At 63.7% G+C, this 17494-nt stretch carries 16 protein-coding genes and 1 riboswitch; of the genes, 3 read left to right on the plus strand and 13 right to left on the minus strand.

Translation table 11 applies throughout. The annotated features are described in order from the left end of the window. Window positions 1-15 precede the first annotated feature (15 nt). On the plus strand, window positions 16-864 hold the full coding sequence (locus tag KUV45_RS17540) for an alpha/beta fold hydrolase (RefSeq protein ID WP_222163639.1): 849 nt from the start codon (window positions 16-18) through the stop codon (window positions 862-864). A 19-nt stretch (window positions 865-883) separates the two neighbouring features. On the opposite strand, the gene KUV45_RS17545 is transcribed toward KUV45_RS17540, so the two are convergent. From KUV45_RS17545 to cobT, 13 genes are all read right to left on the minus strand, one after another. Beyond that, entirely contained in the window at window positions 884-2347 is a 1464-nt protein-coding gene (locus KUV45_RS17545; RefSeq protein ID WP_222163641.1) for a cobyric acid synthase, read from the minus strand. An 89-nt stretch (window positions 2348-2436) separates the two neighbouring features. Beyond that, entirely contained in the window at window positions 2437-3063 is a 627-nt protein-coding gene (cobO, locus tag KUV45_RS17550; RefSeq protein ID WP_222163642.1) for a cob(I)yrinic acid a,c-diamide adenosyltransferase, read from the minus strand. Further along, complete coding sequence (locus KUV45_RS17555; RefSeq protein ID WP_222163643.1) at window positions 3029-3952, minus strand: ABC transporter ATP-binding protein; 924 nt, start codon at window positions 3950-3952, stop codon at window positions 3029-3031. The genes cobO and KUV45_RS17555 overlap by 35 nt, the downstream gene beginning before the upstream one ends. 9 nt (window positions 3953-3961) lie before the next feature. Further along, window positions 3962-4960 carry an iron ABC transporter permease gene (locus KUV45_RS17560; protein ID WP_222163644.1) on the minus strand — a complete coding sequence of 333 codons (999 nt, stop codon included), beginning with the start codon at window positions 4958-4960 and terminating at the stop codon, window positions 3962-3964. Next, window positions 4947-5864: a cobalamin-binding protein gene (locus tag KUV45_RS17565; protein ID WP_224852058.1), complete on the minus strand. Its 918-nt coding sequence runs from the start codon at window positions 5862-5864 to the stop codon at window positions 4947-4949. The genes KUV45_RS17560 and KUV45_RS17565 overlap by 14 nt, the downstream gene beginning before the upstream one ends. Further along, a complete protein-coding gene (locus KUV45_RS17570) occupies window positions 5861-7813 on the minus strand; it encodes a TonB-dependent receptor domain-containing protein (RefSeq protein WP_224852057.1) in 1953 nt (650 codons plus the stop codon). The genes KUV45_RS17565 and KUV45_RS17570 overlap by 4 nt, the downstream gene beginning before the upstream one ends. A gap of 206 nt (window positions 7814-8019) precedes the next feature. Beyond that, window positions 8020-8238: riboswitch (cobalamin riboswitch) on the minus strand. A 116-nt stretch (window positions 8239-8354) separates the two neighbouring features. Then, the gene (locus KUV45_RS17575) at window positions 8355-8774 is read right to left on the minus strand and encodes a bifunctional adenosylcobinamide kinase/adenosylcobinamide-phosphate guanylyltransferase (protein ID WP_222163645.1); all 420 of its coding nucleotides are present in this window, start codon (window positions 8772-8774) and stop codon (window positions 8355-8357) included. Continuing rightward, a complete protein-coding gene (locus KUV45_RS17580) occupies window positions 8726-9364 on the minus strand; it encodes a histidine phosphatase family protein (RefSeq protein WP_222163646.1) in 639 nt (212 codons plus the stop codon). The genes KUV45_RS17575 and KUV45_RS17580 overlap by 49 nt, the downstream gene beginning before the upstream one ends. Further along, on the minus strand, window positions 9316-10089 hold the full coding sequence (locus KUV45_RS17585) for an adenosylcobinamide-GDP ribazoletransferase (RefSeq protein WP_224852085.1): 774 nt from the start codon (window positions 10087-10089) through the stop codon (window positions 9316-9318). Before KUV45_RS17585 ends, KUV45_RS17580 begins: the two co-directional genes overlap by 49 nt. Window positions 10090-10157: 68 nt before the next feature. Next, window positions 10158-10742, minus strand: coding sequence for a bifunctional adenosylcobinamide kinase/adenosylcobinamide-phosphate guanylyltransferase (locus tag KUV45_RS17590; RefSeq protein ID WP_222163647.1), 585 nt, complete (start codon window positions 10740-10742; stop codon window positions 10158-10160). Continuing rightward, window positions 10739-11884, minus strand: a complete 1146-nt coding sequence (gene cobD, locus KUV45_RS17595; RefSeq protein ID WP_224852056.1) for a threonine-phosphate decarboxylase CobD — start codon at window positions 11882-11884, stop codon at window positions 10739-10741. Before cobD ends, KUV45_RS17590 begins: the two co-directional genes overlap by 4 nt. Further along, a complete protein-coding gene (gene cbiB, locus KUV45_RS17600; RefSeq protein ID WP_222163648.1) occupies window positions 11881-12984 on the minus strand; it encodes an adenosylcobinamide-phosphate synthase CbiB in 1104 nt (367 codons plus the stop codon). The genes cobD and cbiB overlap by 4 nt, the downstream gene beginning before the upstream one ends. 35 nt (window positions 12985-13019) lie before the next feature. Beyond that, window positions 13020-14087 carry a nicotinate-nucleotide--dimethylbenzimidazole phosphoribosyltransferase gene (cobT, locus tag KUV45_RS17605; protein WP_374107043.1) on the minus strand — a complete coding sequence of 356 codons (1068 nt, stop codon included), beginning with the start codon at window positions 14085-14087 and terminating at the stop codon, window positions 13020-13022. A gap of 690 nt (window positions 14088-14777) precedes the next feature. On the opposite strand from cobT, the gene KUV45_RS17610 reads away from it, so the two are divergent. Both KUV45_RS17610 and KUV45_RS17615 read left to right on the plus strand, forming a co-directional pair. Next, window positions 14778-16334 (plus strand): arylsulfatase, encoded by a 1557-nt coding sequence (locus KUV45_RS17610; RefSeq protein WP_222163649.1) that lies wholly within the window; start codon window positions 14778-14780, stop codon window positions 16332-16334. A gap of 401 nt (window positions 16335-16735) precedes the next feature. Continuing rightward, window positions 16736-17482 (plus strand): nucleotidyltransferase domain-containing protein, encoded by a 747-nt coding sequence (locus tag KUV45_RS17615; RefSeq protein ID WP_222163650.1) that lies wholly within the window; start codon window positions 16736-16738, stop codon window positions 17480-17482. The last annotated feature ends 12 nt before the right edge of the window (window positions 17483-17494 follow it).

Below are 17494 nucleotides of genomic sequence, written 5' to 3' on the forward strand. Positions count from 1 at the left end.
AGCGAGCGCCTCGACATGCTCAACAGCGATGCCCCCGTTAGCCCCCAGACCTTCCACCGCCAACGTATGACGATCCCCTTGCACCAGGGCCTCGATACACTCGCCTCCTCAGCCGAGTCAGCGCATCTTGAGGTAGCACGTTGGCATCCCGGCAGTGACACCACTGGGGTGCCGCTCGTGCTGATGCACGACTCACTGGGCAGTATCGCGCTTTGGCGGGACTTTCCCGAACGGCTATGCCGGCAGACCGGTCGCGAGGTCATCGCCTACGACCGCCTGGGCTTCGGCCAGTCCAGCGCGCATCCTGGGCAGTTGCCCCACAGCTTCGTCACTGACGAAGCGCATCAAGGCTTCGCCGCGGTACACCGAGCACTGGGGTTGGAGGGCTTCATCCTTGTCGGGCACAGCGTGGGCGGAGCCATGGCGGCGGCGATAGCGGCTCGCTACCGTGACTGCCATGGGCTGATCACCATGGCCGCACAAGCCTTTGTGGAACCGCGCACTCTTGCCGGCATTGGCGAGGCCCGCGATGCCTTCGCTCGGCCCGGCCAGATGGAACGACTCGAAAAGTACCATGGCGCCAAGGCACGCTGGGTGCTGGACGCCTGGGTCGACACCTGGCTGGATCCCGATTTCCGCGGTTGGACGCTGGATGACCGCTTGGCCCAGATCACCTGTCCGGTGCTGGTTCTGCACGGTGATCAAGATGAGTATGGCTCCGAAGCCCAGCCCCGCCGCTACGCCGAACTGCCTGCCGGTCCCTGCCAGATGCAGATTCTGAAGGAATGCGGCCATGTACCCCACCGTGAACAACCCGACCGGGTGGTGGAGATCATCACATCCTTTGTGAACGAATCACGCTGATATCCGGGCAGGCCCCGGATTACTGCAGCAGTCGCATCAGGGCATCCATGTCCAGGTGCTGTTCGATGGCATCCGCCAGGCGATCGAGCTGCTGTTCCCGGTGGGCATTGAGGTCAACATGCCGCTGGGCCTGCGGGTCAAGTCCGAGCCTGGCGAGCAGCGCCTCGCAGGCATCGGGTCCATCGAACAGTCCGTGCAGATAGGTGCCCATGACCTGGCCATCCTCGCTGACGGCGCCCTCGTCACGGCCTTCCAGCCGCAGCAGGGGCCGGGACAGTGCCGGACCTCGACTCACTCCCTGATGAATCTCGTAGCCGTGGATACTGCGGTGCCCACCGGCGTGTTCAATCCGACCGCTGACCTGTTTCAACTGCTTGCGAGGCAGCATGGTCGTGGTCATGGCAAGCCAGCCGAGTCCTGCGACACCGCCCGGCTCGCCCTCGACTCCGTCGGGGTCGTCGATCCACTCTCCCAGCATCTGAAAGCCCCCGCAGATGCCGAGCACTCGACCACCGTAACGAAGATGCCGGCGAATTCGCGCCTCCCAGCCCTGGCGGCGCAGCCAAGCCAGGTCGGCGCGGGTGTTCTTGCTGCCCGGCAACAGGATGACATCGGCCGGAGGCGGTGGTTGGTCCGGACCCACCAGGCTCAGCTTGATGCCTGGGTGTAGCCGCAGCGGATCCAGGTCCGTGTGATTGCTGATGCGTGGCAGCGCAGGCACCACCACCCTGAGCGCTTCACCCTCGTGTTCATCGAGTGCCTGTTCCAGGGACAGGCTGTCCTCGGCGTCCAGCCACAGCCCCTGAAGATAGGGCAAAACGCCCAGCACCGGCCGTGCTTCACGCTGGGACAGCCAGCCGAGCCCCGGCTCCAGCAGCCCGATATCACCGCGAAAGCGATTGATCACAAACCCCTTGATACGCGCATTCTCGGTATCGCTGACCAGCGCCAGGGTGCCACAGAGCTGAGCGAACACGCCGCCGCGATCGATATCCCCCACCAACAGGACGGGGCAGTCCACGGCTTCAGCGAAGCCCATGTTGGCGATATCTCCCTCGCGCAGATTGATCTCCGCAGGACTGCCCGCCCCCTCGGCAATAATCACATCGAAGCGCTCGGACAGGCGGCGGTGGCAGTCCAGCACGGTCTGGCGCGCAGTGCTCTTGTACGCGTGGTAGTCCAGGGCCGCCATGCTGCCGTGTACCTGGCCGGCCAGAATTACCTGAGCGCCCTTGTCGCTCTCAGGCTTCAGCAGTACCGGATTCATGTCCGAGTGGGCGGCCACTCCGGCGGCCTGGGCTTGCAGCGCCGTCGAGCGACCGATTTCGCCGCCATCCACGGTCACGGCGCTGTTCAAGGCCATGTTCTGAGGCTTGAAGGGAGCCACCTTGACGCCACGACGGGCCAGCGCGCGACATAGTCCCGCCACCACCGTGGTCTTGCCGGCATCCGACGTGGTGCCCTGAATCATCAACGTTGCCATTACACCCTTCCCTCTCCTTTCCCGCGCACTTTCCCACGCACTCTCCCGCGAGCTTTCCCACGACGCCCAGGAACTGCCGTTCGGCCACCCTACAATTCGATGCCCTTCTGCGCCTTGATGCCCTGCTCCTTGAATGCGTGCTTGACGACCTTCATCTCGGTCACGGTATCGGCCAGTTCAATCAGTGGCTGCGGTGCATGTCTGCCCGTGACCACCACATGCTGCATGGGTGGCCTTGCCTGCAGGTCATCGAGTACCCGGTCAAGATCCAGGTATCCGTGGCGCAGCGCGATATTCAGCTCGTCGAGCAGCACCAGCGCGATGTCAGGGTCCGCCAGCAATTCCCTGGCCTTGTCCCATGCGGCTTCGGCAGCGGCCACGTCACGGCGTCGGTCCTGGGTATCCCAGGTATAGCCCTCTCCCATGACGTGAAAGGTGACGCCAGGCTGGCGACGATAGAAGGCCTCTTCGCCGGTAGAGAAGGCGCCCTTGATGAATTGCACCACCGCCACCTTCATGCCGTGGCCCAGGGCCCGACCCAGCATGCCGAAGCCGGAGGAACTCTTGCCCTTGCCAGGCCCGGTCAACACCAGCAGCACGCCCTGCTCCTTGTCGGCACGGGCGATGCGCTCATTCATGATGCGCTGCTTGGCTTCCCTGCGCCGGGCATGGCGCTCGGGATCAACGTGTCGTGATGAAGGTGTCGTCAGACTCATGGGGCCTTCCCTGTGTCGGTTTCAAGGAGCATGGGGCAGAGGCAACGCGAGGCACGAAGACACAGGCGCCGTCGACTTCAACAACGCTGAGTGGCTGCTGGTACAGCCGCTCCAGGGCGGCTGGCACCAGCATGGCGTCACTTGGCCCCCAGCAGGCACTGCCATCGGAATAGAGCAGCAACAGGTGATCACACCAGCGTGCTGCCAGGTTAAGATCATGCAAGCACATCACCACCGCGGCGCCATGGCTTGCCTGCTCGTGCAGCAGTGACATGGTGCCGACCTGATGATGCAGGTCGAGGTGGTTGGTGGGCTCATCCACCAACCAGATATCCGGGTCCTGAGTCAGCACTGTCGCCAGACTGACCCGCTGGCGCTCCCCCCCGGACAGGGACGACAACAGTCGCCCACCCAAGTGAGCGATGTCCAGGCGCTCCAGCGCCTGCCAGGCGCGTTGGATATCGTCTTCGGACTCGTTGTGCCAGGCGCGCAGGAAGGGATGTCGCCCCATCAAGGCGGTCTCCAGCACCGTGGCGGGAAATTCGTCGTGGCGTTCCTGAAAGACGACGCCCAGGCGCTGGGCCAAGGAGCGGCGGCGCCAACGAGGGAGCGCCTTGTCGGCCAGCGTCACGCTGCCACTTCTCGGCGATTTCAGTCCTGCCAGTGTATGCAGCAGGGTACTCTTGCCGGCCCCGTTGGGCCCGAGGATGCCCCAGCGGCTGCCGGGTTCGAACACCATCGACATGGGCTGGCCGCCCGAGCGCCCCGGCACATCGATGACCAGGTCGGAACAGGCCAGGCCTTTGCCGACATCGCTGTCCGCAGACCTCCCTGCCTCATGTCGCGGAGCTGACCTGTGGGCCTGTGCAGATGAGTTCGAGGTGGTCATCAGCGCTCCTCAGCCGCGGCTTCGATGCAGCAGATACAGAAAACTCGGGACCCCGACCAGCGCAGTGATCACCCCGACCGGCAGTTGCTGAGGGGCGATCAGGGTGCGCGCCAGGGTATCTGCCAGCGTCAGCAAGGCGCCACCGGCCAGCAACGAGGCCGGCAGTATCAGCCTCTGGTCGGCGCCTAAGCGCAGCCTCAACATATGGGGCACCATCAAGCCGACAAAGCCGACCGCACCGGCCGTGGTCACCGCCGTGGCGGTGGCCAGGCTAGCGCCCAGATACAGTCCCCATTCCAGAGGTCGCACGGCAACACCCAGCGCCAACGCCTGCTGGCCACCACGCGCCAGCACGTTCAGGGTCCTGCCCAGCGGTACCAGCACGGCTCCAGCCAGCGCGGCCACCACCAATACCGGCCAGGGACTGCGCGCGTAGGCCATGTCTCCCATCAGCCAATACAGCATGCCGGGTAGTTCCTCTACTGGGCTGACCGCCAGCAGGAAGGTGATAATGGCGCCCCAGCCGGACGCCATCACCACCCCCGTCAACAGCAGCCTTGCCGGCGACCAGCTGCCGCTGCCGTGGGCCAGGCCAAACACCAGCAGAATCGATATCAGGGCACCGCTAAAGGCGGATAGCGACACCAGGGCAGCGCCAAGACCGGCCAGCATGGCGCCAAGGGCAGCCACTGACGCGCCTCCCGACAGACCCAGCACATAGGGGTCTGCCAGCGGATTTCTCAACAACACCTGCATCAAGGCACCCGCCAGCGCCAGCAGCGCGCCAGTCCCGAAGGCCGCCAGGGCACGCGGCAGGCGCAGTTCCCACACCAGCGTGTGGTGCAGGGGGCTACCGTGTCCGAGCAGGGTCTGCCACAACTCCAGCGGCGACAGCGCGACACTGCCCACCGATACGGCCAGCAGCAAAGCCAGCACACCCACCAGCAGCAAAGCCCACAGCGGTCGCCGTCGGGAGGTGCGGGAGCTGAGCGTTCTAGCGCCGTTCACGTGCTGTCTCCAGGTGGTCGCACAGCCTGCGTGTTCCCTCGACCAGCCGCGGCGTGGCCCGCTGCACCAGGTCCGGATTGATGAAGAACAGATTGTCTTGAGCCACCGCGGTCATCTGTGGCCAGGCTCGCCAGGCATCCAGCCAGGTGGAATCGGCCTTGCCCATGCCTCCGGTAATGATGACCTCCGGGTCCGCCGCCAACACCGCCTCCCGTGAAAGGCGAGGCACCAATGGCGCCTCGCTGGCAAACAGATTGACGCCGCCGCAGAGTGCCAGCGCGCGACTGATCCAGTGTTCGCCGTTGACGGTCATCAGCGGTTTCTCCCATACCTGATAGAAGACCTCGACCGGCAGCGAGTCACTATAGCGCGCGCTGAGCGACGCCACCGAGTCGCGCAGCTTGCGGGCCGCGGCATCTCCGGTGTCCTGGGTACCGGCCAGGCGGCCGAAGCGCTCCAGCGTCGAGGCGATGTGCTCGAAGTCCGAGGCGTCCGAGCGGAACACCGGCAGACCGAATGCCTCCAGGCGATCCACCTGCTGGCCGGGATTACCCCCGGCCCAGGCCACCACCAGGTCCGGCTCCAGCGCCAGCAGGGCCTCCAGATCAAGGCGGTCGTAGCTGCCTACCTGAGGCAGCTCGCGGGCCGCTTCCGGATAGTCGCTGAAGCTGACGACACCCACCACCCGCTCTCCCGCTCCCGCGGCGAACAGAAGCTCCGTCACACTGGGCGACAGCGCGACGATGCGCTGGGCAGGCGACGCCAGGCATAGCTTCCGCTCGGTGTCATCAACCACGCAGATGTCGCCGTCCCCGTCGGGAGAGGAGGACGCCATGGCGGCACTGGTCAGCGCCGACAGCACCAGGCCAGCGCTGGCCGAGACAAGCGCGCGGCGGATGATCACAGGTTGAAGCCAACGCTCAGGTAGGCGGCACGGCCCGGGTTCTCGTAGTCCCAGCCACCCTGGAAGGCAGACGCACGGGACGTCGCGTACTCACGGTCGAACACGTTTTCAAGGGTCAGGTTGGCCTTCCAGTCCGGGGCAAAGGCCCAGCCAGCGCGAAGGTCCAGGGTGCCGTAGCCGGCCAGCCGCTGGTCGTTGTTCACATCGTTGTAGCGATGGTCCTGGGCGACAAAGGACGCTCCCAGGTTCCAGTCACCCAGCTGGCGATCGGCGTCCACACGCAGGGTCTGGGAAGCACGGCGAATCAGCTGTTTGCCGGTGTCTCGGTCTTCTGGATCGGTATAGGCCGCGCTGGCCGCCAGGCTCCATTGATCGAGCTCGACACCGGCGGCCAGCTCGACCCCGCGGATACGCGCTTCGTTGACGTTAAAGGGGGCAAAGCGGGTACCACGCTGCTCGCTGGCGATCAGGTCATCAACGTTGGTCTGGTAGACGGCCAGGTCCCAGAACCACAGGTCGTACTGGCCGCGCAGTCCGAGCTCATAGGTCTCGGAGTCTTCGGGGTCCAGATCACTGTTGCCGTAACCGGGAAAGTACAGCTCGTTGAAGGTGGGCGCGCGGAAGGCGGTGCCATAGCTGGCACGCAGGGTGTGCGAAGGGTCAAGTTCGTAGCCCAGCGCCAGGTGACCAGTGACTTCTTCACCGAAGGCCTCATTGTCATCGTGACGAAGCCCCGCCTGCACCGAGAATGGCTGAAAGTCCATCAGCGCCTGGGCAAACACCGCCACATTATCGCGACTGGTCTCTTCGTAATCCGTGGTGCTGTCGACCTTGTCTTCCAGGTACTCGGCCCCCGCGACCACTTCATGGGCGCCCAGGCGCACACTGTTGTCCCATCGCAGCGTGCGGGTCTCGGTGTCGAACATGGTCGTCGTGGCCGGGCCGAAGGCGGTCGGCTCTGCGTGATCTTCCAGTTCGTCCCGCGCTTCACTCAGGGTCAGCCTGGACGACCAGTCCTCGGTCATGGGCACCTCGGCATAGACTCCGGCCACCTGTTGAACGTAGTCCGAATCGCCGCCCTCGTATTCACTGTTACCGCTGGCCCGCAGGCCAAGAAACCCGAGGCGTGTACCGCTATCGAAGGTGTGCGACAGACTGACCAGGCCCGAGGTGTTGTCATAGCCCTTGTCGTCGCCGCCATCGCGGATCTCGGTGCCGTCACTGTCGAGGCGGGTGGCGCTGAGCTGATAGGAAGTGCCACCGTCACGGCCCGACAGGCTGGCCGAGGCCCGCTGCGTATTGAAGGAGCCACCGCCGACCTCGATGCTGGGCGTTGGCCCTTGCTCATCGGGGCTGTCGGTAAACAGCTGAACCACTCCACCTACCGCGTCGGCGCCATAAAGCGTGCCCCGGGGACCACGCACGACCTCGATACGCTCAAACATGCGCGGCTCGAGATACTGCCAGCCTGGCCCCCCGTTGGTGGCCGAACGCAGGCGAATGCCGTCGATCATCATCACGGTGGAAGAGGAACCGGTACCGCGCAGATAGACGCTGGCCTGCTTGCCAAAGCTTCCGTTGGTGGAAATGTCGACTCCGGGCTGGCCACGCAGCGCATCGACGATGCTGACCGGATCTCGCCGCTCGAGGGCCTGCTGATCGATGACGCTTACCGAGGACAGCGACTGACTGGCCGTGCGCGGCGCCAGCGTCGCAGATACGACCACAGGATCAAGCTCGGCTGTGACAGCTTCAGCAGAGGCAGATTCGGCAGAAACAGCGGGGAACGCAGACGCTGTGGAGACGGTAGACGTGGACGATTGCGCGTTGGCCTGCCCCACCAGCAACCAGGGGGCGGCGGCAAGTCCAGCGACCATCACGGCATGGCGAGCGGTCAAACGTTGACGACACTGAACTGACGGAACAGCAGAAGAGCAAGAAGACGACATCGGTGTATCCCTTGGTGCCGCGCGTCCCCGCACGGCATGAACCCTTGAGGGCCGAGGAGCGGGAGGGAAACCTGACGTGGCGCTGGCACGCCTGTCGTCGAATCATCGCCGGTCGCTGACGACGATGACCCGGCAGCTCGTCAAGGCATGAGGTCAGCCGAGACGCGCCAGCAACAAGAGATGCCGTGCACCGGGACCCCACCGCCCCTTGGCATGGCTCTTCAGGCCGGTCTCCGGGCTTACGAGCAGAACCCTTGTGGCTCTGGCGCGCTTGCCTTCCCGTGGCCTGTCTAGAGGCAGCACAGTGGCATGATGAAGCACGCTTGACTCGATCACCGTTGCGGGGGCAGCGCCGGGTTCACACCGACTTCCCGTTTCACCCCACGTGTCTATTGACGTTCGTGACCCGCGCGCCTTGCGAAGTAAGAAGGCTGACGCCGGGGCCGTCCTGCACGTTGGTTGGGGCACCTGAGAGTGGACGTAAGCTAGCAACCCGGGTGACGGGCGTCAACGACACAGATCAAGCGGCATGCCCCCAGCATCAAGGAAGGGCACCGGACAGCGGCATCATTAGACCATGGCGCACCAACGTGACCGAGTCAGCCTGTTGGCAGGCATCCTGGCCAAGCCAGCCCATCAGGTCACGCAGCCGACGCTGTTCGGGGTCGACGGGCACGATGCCACGCCCGACCTCCTGCACGATCGCGATACGCGGACCAGGCCCCGAGCGCAGCCGCGTGAAGGCGTCGCGCCACTGGCCTTGCAACTCCTGATCGGAAGCCCTGGGCAGCGCCCAGGTCAGCCAGTCCAACCAGTCGCAGACGACCAGCGACTCCGCTGAACCCAGCGCGTCGACGCTGCCGCTCAACCACTCATGCGCCTTACACCAGCGGGCGCCAGGGTACTGCTCTGCTACTCGCTGGTGCTTGCCACTGTGGGCACCGCCGAGGAAGACGTGCATGTGATCTCCCCTGCCTGTCGGGTCAGTGTCCAGCGTCGCCCGGCCGCCTGGCCAACGACACCCTGCCAGAACGGGACGCCCTCGAACTCACGTCTCAGTTCACGGATCACGCCGCCATGGGTGACCACCAGCACTCGCCGGTGCCCCGCCTCGACGGCGGCATCAAAGATCGCATCAAGCGCCAGCGCCAGTCGCTCGCGCAGATCCTGAGCGGATTCGCCCCCCGGCGGGGCCAGCTCGCCGGCGCTGTCGATCCAGTCGCGGTAAACCGGATCATCCTTGAGCTCTTCCCACTGGCGGCCTTCGAATTCACCAAAGTCATTCTCGCGCAGGCGCCGGTCCAACCGTGGAGCGGGCCAGCCTCGCCCCTCGGCAATATGGGCGAGCGTCTGACAGCAGCGCGTCAGGTCGCTGGCCACCACCGCGTCAAAGACCTCATCGGCGAGTTCGTCCCGCAGGCGGTCCATATCGCCAAGCGCGTCGGGCATCAGCAACGGAATATCCCGCTGACCTTGATACCGCTTGTCGAGATTCCATTGCGTCAGCCCGTGGCGAACCACCACCAGCTCGAGACAACTATCAGAAGCCATACTTCTCCTCCTTCGATGGCGCTGCCCAGCATATCGCCGTTGATACCGCGAAAGGCCTGGATCATCCCGCGACCAAAGCACCAGGTAAAGGCCCCCATGGCCAGCGCCATGCCCAGCAGCCCGAACAACGGAGCCACCAGCACCAGGGCCAGGCAGGGCAGCAAGGCAAGCGCGAGGTCGCCCCAGTAGAGCCCCTGTTGCCACTGATAGGCCAGCCCCTGGGGCCGGGCAGCGGGTACGCTGATCAGAAGCGCTACCGCCGCCCCCCGGGACAGGGCGGGCAGTACCACAAGCCCCCACAGTGGTGCCTCCAGCGCCAGCCAGCACCACAGCAGTGCTCCCTTCCATGCCAGCAGAAACACCAGCGCCAGGATGCCGAAACTGCCCACCTGGGGATCCTTCATGATCTCCCAGCGACGTTCCAGCGAGGTGTTGCTGCCAAGGGCGTCGGCCAGGTCCATGACACCATCCAGATGCAGCCCGCCGGTCGCGCCGACCCACAGGGTCAGCAGCAACAGCGCTCTCAGCGGGTCCGGCAAGGCACTGGAGGCAGCCGCCAGCGACGCCAATAGCCCGCCTATGGCGAGCCCCACCAGCGGGTAGCAACGTGCCGCCCAGCGCCGATTGGCGTCATTCCAGTCGATCGCGATCGGCAGCGGTATCCGGGTCAAAAACTGGATCGCCAGCCCCAGACCCGCCAGCATCGGCGCACAGCGTGTTGTCATGTCTTTCACCAGATTCTCCTGCCGCATCTTCCTTCCACGCTGTCCTGTCAGAGGTGCGGGCCCAGCCGTCAGGGAGCCACTGTCGCATCACTGGTCTTGGCCACTACCGGCCACTCAATCATCTGCCCTGCCACCACTTCGATCACCCGGTCGGCCCGACGTGCCAGTAGCCGATGTAGCCGCTGCAGTTCTCGCACATACCAGCGCACCAGCGCATCCTGGGCAGGTAGCTCCTCATTGAGGTCGTTGGACACCACGACCAGGTGGATATCCCGCTGACGCGCATCGGCCAGTACGGCCGCCAGCTCCGCCTGAGCAAGCCGTGCTGCCTGGCGCCTTGGGCCGGGATCGATGCCGTCGGCAAACAGGCGTTGGCTTGTCCATAGGGTCAGGCAATCCAGCAGGACGCTATCGCCAGGAGCCACGGTACGCCAGGGGTCGAGCAGCTGCAGCGGTGCTTCCAGGGTGCGCCAGTGGCGATCACGGCGGGCCCGGTGACGGGCCACTCGAGCCGCCATTTCGCGGTCACTGGAGCGAGCCGTCGCCAGATACCAGAGCTGGCTACTGGGCCTGTCAGCGTGCAGCGCAAGAGCCGCCTGTTCAGCGATACGACTCTTTCCGGAGCGAACGCCTCCCGCGATAAAGACGATCATGCGCCGCTGCCCCACCGCTCTGCCTGTGGCGAATCGCGCCACTCTTCCAGCCGCCGTATCAGCAGCTGATTCCCCTGTCGTTGCTGCAATGCCACACGCACCCAGGCACCGTCGAGGCCAGCGAAGGTGTGGGTGTGACGAACCAACACGCCATCACGCGCCAGGTGTCTGACGAGGCCTTCACCCCTTGCTCGGGATGGCGCCCCTGGCGGGCGAAACAGGACAAAGTTGGCTTGGGTCGGCAGAGCGACCAGGCCAAGCCTGCCCAGCGCCGGTGGCAGATAGGCACGCTCGGCCATGACCCAGTCCCGCGTCCTGCTGGCAAAGTCGGTATCCGCCAGAAGGGCCGGCACCAGGGCACTGGCCAGTCCATTGACGCTCCAGGCTGGCTGATGACGCTGCAGCCGTCGACAGCAGCTCGCCGACGCCACCAGGTAGCCAAGGCGCAGGCCGGCAAGGGCGTAAAATTTGGTCAATGAGCGCAGCAATATCAGCGGCAGCCCCTGATCCACCAGCGCCGTCAATGACATTCCAGGGTCGGCAAAGTCGACAAAGGCCTCGTCCACCACCACCAGAGCCCCACGGCGTCTTGCCGCCTCTAGCAATGTCACCACGTCCTCGCGGGCCATGCAGGCACCGGTGGGATTGTTGGGCCGACAGAGAAAGATCAGATCGACCTTGTCGGCGGAGGCGTCCAGGCGAGACGTCAACCGTTCGATATCCAGCGCCGCACCCTCGAGATGCAGCTCATATCGCTCGACGGCGATCCCATTGAGCGCGCAAGCTCGCGCATACTCTCCAAAGGTGGGTTCGACGATCAGCGCGCGCCCGCCTCGGTATGCACTGGCCACAAGGTGGATGGCTTCGGCGCCGCCATTGGTCAACAGCAACCGATCAGCGCCGAGACCCAACGCGGCTGCCAAGGCCGCATAGGCCGCGGGGTGGCCAGGATCAGGATAGTGCCGGGCGCTCTCCAGACTGTCCTTCAGCCAATCGGCCAGCCAATCGGGAGGCCCCAGGGGGTTGAGACTGGCACTGAGGTCGAGCCGCGGTTCGGTCCCCGCCAGGCCGAGCCGCTGCATTAACACCAGGCCCTGCCCGCCATGTTCGGGCCAGTCCGCCTTCGTCCCTCGCTGATTCACGCCACACTCCCCAGAGCCAGTATCGCCAACGACATCACTATCAGGCTGCCCAGAGTGCCGGCGTAAAGACAGTGAATCGCCGCCGCGATGTGTGCAGGCCTCAGTGGCTGCAACGGTGTGCCGAGTACGGCGCGCCGGCTGACCTGCTCGCCATACCGATTGATACCTCCCAGCTGCACCCCCAGCAGGTTTGCCACCATGGCTTCAGGCCAGCCCGCATTGGGACTGGGGTGAGACGGTGCCTGGCGGCGGGTCGCACCAAGCGCGCCCTGTACATTGCCATGCACCTGATAGTCGCCGCGCAGAGGCGCTGGCACTATCCACCGGACTAGCCACATGAACAGCCACATGACCAGCCACATGGCCAGCGCCGTCAGCCGTGCCGGCACCAGGTTGACCAGGTCATCGAGTCGCGCCGCTGCCCAGCCAAACGCCAGGTAGCGCTCACTGCGGTGGCCGACCATGGAATCCAGGGTATTGATCGCCTTGTAAGCCAGCGCCAGCGGCGCTCCGCCTACCAGCGCCCAGAACAGGGGGGCGGTGATACCATCGACGGTGTTCTCGGCCACGCTCTCCACGCAGGCGCGGGTCACACCGGTCTCATCGAGCTCGCGAGTATCGCGCCCCACGATCGCCGACACCGCCAGGCGTGCGCTCGCCAGGTCGCCGGCCATCAGAGGAACCGCCACCTGCCGCGCTGCCAGCACCAATCCTCGGCAGGCCAGGCACGTCCATATCAACAGCAGTTCCAGCGCCAGGCCCCACCAGGTGCTGACGGAGGCTGCCAGGCCAAGGGCGAACGCCGATGCGGCCCACACCAGCCCCACCACGATCAGCACCAGCGCTATGCCATTGAGGCGACGCCCTATCTGGCTGCCACGATTGAGGACGCTCTCCAGCTTGGCAATCAAGCGTCCCATCCCCACCACTGGGTGTGGCAGCCAGCGAGGATCACCCAGCCACAGGTCCAGGATCAGCGCCAGCACCACCACGATGAGCCCAACACTGCTGAAGGGGGCCAGGCCCAGCGGCTCAAACCAGGAAAAGCCCTCCGGCGCCTTTTCGGCAAGGATCGCCTGCCAGTCGCTTGCTGCGTTCATCGAGGCCCATCGACTCCCTTCGCTGCCATCGACACTCATTGGCCAGCATCGACGCCGGCATCATCGAAGGTCGCCATTTCTGCGAGCATGTCGCAGGCGCTTTGCAGCAGCGGATAGGCCAAGGCAGCCCCACTGCCCTCGCCCAGTCTGAGGCCAAGCGTCAGCAGTGGTTCTCCGCCGAGGGCGGCCAGGGCCTCGCCATGCCCCGCTTCATCGCTGCGATGACCAAACACCAGGTAGTCGCGCACACCGGGGGCCAGGCGCGTCGCGGCGAGCGCCGCCACCGTGGCGATAAAACCATCTACCAGCACCGGGGTGCGACTGGCCGCAGCGGACACGCAGGCTCCCGCCATGGCCACAATCTCAAGCCCACCGAATCGCGCCAGGGTATCCAGTGCCGTGCGCCCGGTTCCGCGGGCCAGCGCCCTGCCGATGACCTCACGCTTATGGCGTAGACGTTGATCGTCGATACCCGTGCCGCGTCCGGTCACGGCATCCACCGAGAGCCCGGTAAAGGCGGCCAGCAAGGCGCTGCTCGCGGTGGTATTGGCGATCCCCATTTCACCCAAGATCAAGCACCCGGCACCCTGGTCGGTGGCACGCTGCGCGGCGCGGACACCGACGTTCAGGGCAGCCAGCACGTCATCCTGGCTCATGGCATCTTCCCTGGCGATATTGCCGGTGCCGCTTCTGACTCGATCAACGACAACGCCTGCCACTCCCGCGCAGGATGTGGACACACCCACATCGACCACCTCCAGGCGAGCCTTGAGGCGTCTGGCGAATACATTGATGGCGGCCCCACCCTGGGCAAAGTTGGCCACCATCTGCGCAGTGACGGAGGCAGGGAACGCCGACACGCCCTCCGCCGCTACCCCGTGATCGGCAGCGAAGACAATGACGGCAGGAGGGTCGACACGCGGCAATGCCTGCCCGGTCATTGCCGCCAGGTCCGCCACAAGGTGTTCCAACTTGCCCAGGCTACCCGGCGGCTTGGTCAGACGGTCAAGACGAGCGCAGGCGCGCTGCCGTGCCAGAGGATCCAGAGGGGGAATGCTGTCAAGCAGCTCGGTGAGAGTCGGGGGCGGGTTCAGCTCGGGCACGTCAGATCATCCGGTGGGCTGGAGCGCTGCATACAGCGGCGTTTCAAGTGGTCCGCTCGCCGGACGACAGCGGCGGAGTCGAAAGGGCGAGCTTAGCAGATCGCCTCAACGGCTTCTGCATCACCTGAGTGTCGTGTACAACGCCGTGAGTCGACCTCCCTCCTGTGCTCCGCCCAGCCAGCCCCTCTTGAGGGAGCGCATCCCTTCGACGCTGCCACCAGACTCCAGCTGCAGGCCTCGGGAATCCTTGGAAGCGCACGTTCAAACGGCCAGCTGACCACCGAACGGCTGCTGACGGCAGTAACGCCATCTTGACGACATGCGAACCCACGGCGATCACGCACGAGCGGATGCTGGCGCCTGCGGAATGCCGCTCTGCCCGGCATAAATGTCTCATAACATTGATAATGATCAGGGAGTTGCCGAAATGTCATATCGACACAGGATATTCAGCAACTATGCTGATCTGCAGTCGCCTTACGCACTGAAGCATGCCTTGCGCATGCTTCAGTGCGTCGCGTTTAGGGAAAGCGCGCCCCCTCTCCCATGACACACAAGGACCTTACTCTCTCGCTTCAAGACGCCTGACCTGGCAAGGCGTCGCAAGACCCGGAGATACCGTAGCACCAGCGCGGTAACCAAGCCGTTTTCGCATCATGCACTGAAACACGCTAACGAAAAGGAGTGATCATGAGATTGCATTCGTCGGTATCCAGTACGCCCTGGAAGGGCATCGTGGTGGCATCGCTGGCAGCTGTCAGCCTTGCCGCAAGCATCCAGCCTGCCGCGGCTACCGAAGAGGACGATTCGTCGGACAAGCCAAACATCCTGGTGATCATGGGTGACGATATCGGCTGGTTCAACACCAGTGCCTATAACAGCGGCATGATGGGATATACCACCCCGAACATCGACAGCATTGCCGAGGAAGGTATCCGCTTTACCGATGCTTACGGACAGCAAAGCTGCACCGCGGGACGAGCCGCCTTCATTACTGGGCAGTCGCCCAAACGCACCGGACTCCTCAAGATCGGTATGCCGGGCGATCCCCTTGGCCTTCAGCCGGAAGACCCCACCATCGCTGAGATCCTCAAGCCGATGGGATACGCCACCGGCCAGTTCGGCAAGAACCACCTGGGTGATCGCGACGAGTACCTGCCGACCAATCACGGCTTCGACGAATTCTTCGGCAACCTCTACCACCTGAATGCGGAAGAAGAACCGGAAAACCCCGACTATCCGGGTGACCCAGAATTCCGTGAACAGTTCGGCCCACGTGGCGTCATTCACTCCACCGCCGATGGCCAGATCGAGGATACCGGCCCGCTGACCAAACAGCGCATGGAAACCATCGATGAGGAATTCCTGGCCGCGACAGAGGACTTCATCGAGCGTCAGGAAGCCTCCGATACCCCCTGGTTCGTGTGGTACAACACCACCCGAATGCACATCTTTACCCACCTGAAGGAAGAGAGCGAAGGCCGCACCGGGCTGGGTGTCTATGCCGACGGTATGGTCGAACATGACGCTCTGGTGGGTCGCCTGCTCGACAAGCTCGAAGAGCTGGGCGCTGATGACAACACCATCATCATCTACACCACCGACAACGGCGCCGAGAAGTTTACCTGGCCGGATGGCGGGACCACGCCGTTCCGCGGCGAAAAGGCGACCACCTGGGAAGGCGGTATTCGCGTTCCATTCATGATGAGCTGGCCGGGCCACATCGAACCGGGACAGGTCTCCAACGAGATCCTGTCACTGGAAGACATGTTCCCGACGCTGATTGCCGCCGCGGGTGAGCCCGACATCAAGCAGAAGCTGCTGGACGGCTACAGCGCCGGAGACAAGGACTTCAACGTTCATATCGATGGCTACAATCTGCTGCCTAACCTTACCGGTGCCGAGGATGCGGGCGAGTGGCCGCGCAACACCTTCTTTGCCTTCGTCGATGACGGATCTCTGGGTGCCGTGCGCTTCGATCGCTTCAAGGCCCACTTCAGCATCCAGGAGCATGAGGGGATGGACGCATGGCGGCGTCCGCAGACCCAGCTCAAGGCCCCGCTCTTGATCGACCTGCAGGCGGACCCCTTCGAGGCGGCCCCGCTGGATTCTTCCTACTATGACGACTGGCAGCTGCGTCGCATGTATGCCTTTGGTCCGGTAGGCAAGATCGTGGCGGACTTCATGGCCACCTTTGAAGAGTATCCCCAGCGCCAGGAAGCCGGCTCCTTTACGCCGAAGCAATAACGCTTCCCTGGTAAACCAACAAGAGGCCGCCCTTGGGCGGCCTCTTGCGGTTGTGTTCTCCGTCCAGTTCCCTGCTCAGCAGACGAACCGTGGAGAAGGTCGATTCGATGGGATTCATAGTGCGGATATACACCCAGTGCTCTACCGCGCAATCAAGGTGGTCAACTCCGCCTCCACAGCCTTGGAGATGAGGTCCCAAGCTCCTTGGCGCAACAGTAGCGGGTCAGTGACACCGGATTCTGGCTGTGACACCGCATGGAGGCTAGGATGAGATATCGCGTATCCATCCTGTGTTGGTTGTAATCTGGCGAAATCAGTCAACAGGAAACGCCACCCTTCCTATTGCCCGCCATACACAATATCCGGCTATCTCTCTTGTTCTACCAGCAAGGAGCTTGCAATTGAGCCAGAAGCTTTCAGCGGCTTTATCCACCGCAGAGAAAATTCGTGACCAGCTTTTTCCTGAAGCAAGCGCCTGCATGCTCGCGGGCTCGGTGGTTCGAGACGAAGCAACAGCTTATTCGGATCTTGACTTGGTGGTGGTCTTTGAGCGCACTGAAAACGCTCAAAGGCAGTCGTTTATTTTCGACGGCTGGCCCGTTGAGGCATTCATTCACGATCCTCAAACGTTGGAGTACTTCTTTCGGGAGGTGGACCGTCCATCGGGAGTGCCCACTCTGTCCAACATGGTCAGTGATGGCATCGAGATACCTCGTGAAACAAAATTAGGTAGTCTTATCAAAAGCCTAGCATCTCAAATTTTGGAAGAAGGCCCGTTCCGATGGGAGCAACATGAACGCGAAAACTCGCGCTATGTCATCAGCGATATGGTCGAAGATATCCGTGAGCCTCGCAACAAAGCGGAGCTTCGTATCGTCGTCTCAAATCTCTACTCGGCCATTGCCAATCACTTTCTCCGGTCGCAAAACCAGTGGTCAGCCAAAGGAAAGAGCATTCCCAGGAGGCTCATGAGCTTTGATCCCGAGTTCCACAGACGCTTCGAAGAGGCTTTTGAGGCCGCATTCACCAGTGGCGATACCACAGACGTCATTCGACTTTGCGAACACGTCCTGGAGCCGGATGGAGGCTTTCTATTTCAAGGCTATACCCGCGACGCACCAAAAGAGTGGCGTATGCCTGACGCGTGATGATGCGTCAGC

The organism is Halomonas sp. DP3Y7-2 (genome assembly GCF_019800795.1).
In the GTDB taxonomy this organism is placed as follows: Bacteria; Pseudomonadota; Gammaproteobacteria; order Pseudomonadales; family Halomonadaceae; genus Halomonas; species Halomonas litopenaei_A.

Coding starts and splice junctions, on each gene's coding strand:
- KUV45_RS17545 (WP_222163641.1), bottom strand. CDS start 2,347: ATGGCAACGTTGATGATTCAGGGCACCACGTCGGATGCCGGCAAGACC.
- KUV45_RS17555 (WP_222163643.1), bottom strand. CDS start 3,952: ATGACCACCTCGAACTCATCTGCACAGGCCCACAGGTCAGCTCCGCGA.
- KUV45_RS17540 (WP_222163639.1), top strand. CDS start 16: ATGCTCAACAGCGATGCCCCCGTTAGCCCCCAGACCTTCCACCGCCAA.
- KUV45_RS17610 (WP_222163649.1), top strand. CDS start 14,778: ATGAGATTGCATTCGTCGGTATCCAGTACGCCCTGGAAGGGCATCGTG.
- KUV45_RS17590 (WP_222163647.1), bottom strand. CDS start 10,742: ATGATCGTCTTTATCGCGGGAGGCGTTCGCTCCGGAAAGAGTCGTATC.
- KUV45_RS17570 (WP_224852057.1), bottom strand. CDS start 7,813: ATGTCGTCTTCTTGCTCTTCTGCTGTTCCGTCAGTTCAGTGTCGTCAA.
- cobO (WP_222163642.1), bottom strand. CDS start 3,063: ATGAGTCTGACGACACCTTCATCACGACACGTTGATCCCGAGCGCCAT.
- cbiB (WP_222163648.1), bottom strand. CDS start 12,984: ATGAACGCAGCAAGCGACTGGCAGGCGATCCTTGCCGAAAAGGCGCCG.
- KUV45_RS17585 (WP_224852085.1), bottom strand. CDS start 10,089: ATGACAACACGCTGTGCGCCGATGCTGGCGGGTCTGGGGCTGGCGATC.
- KUV45_RS17575 (WP_222163645.1), bottom strand. CDS start 8,774: ATGCACGTCTTCCTCGGCGGTGCCCACAGTGGCAAGCACCAGCGAGTA.
- KUV45_RS17580 (WP_222163646.1), bottom strand. CDS start 9,364: ATGGCTTCTGATAGTTGTCTCGAGCTGGTGGTGGTTCGCCACGGGCTG.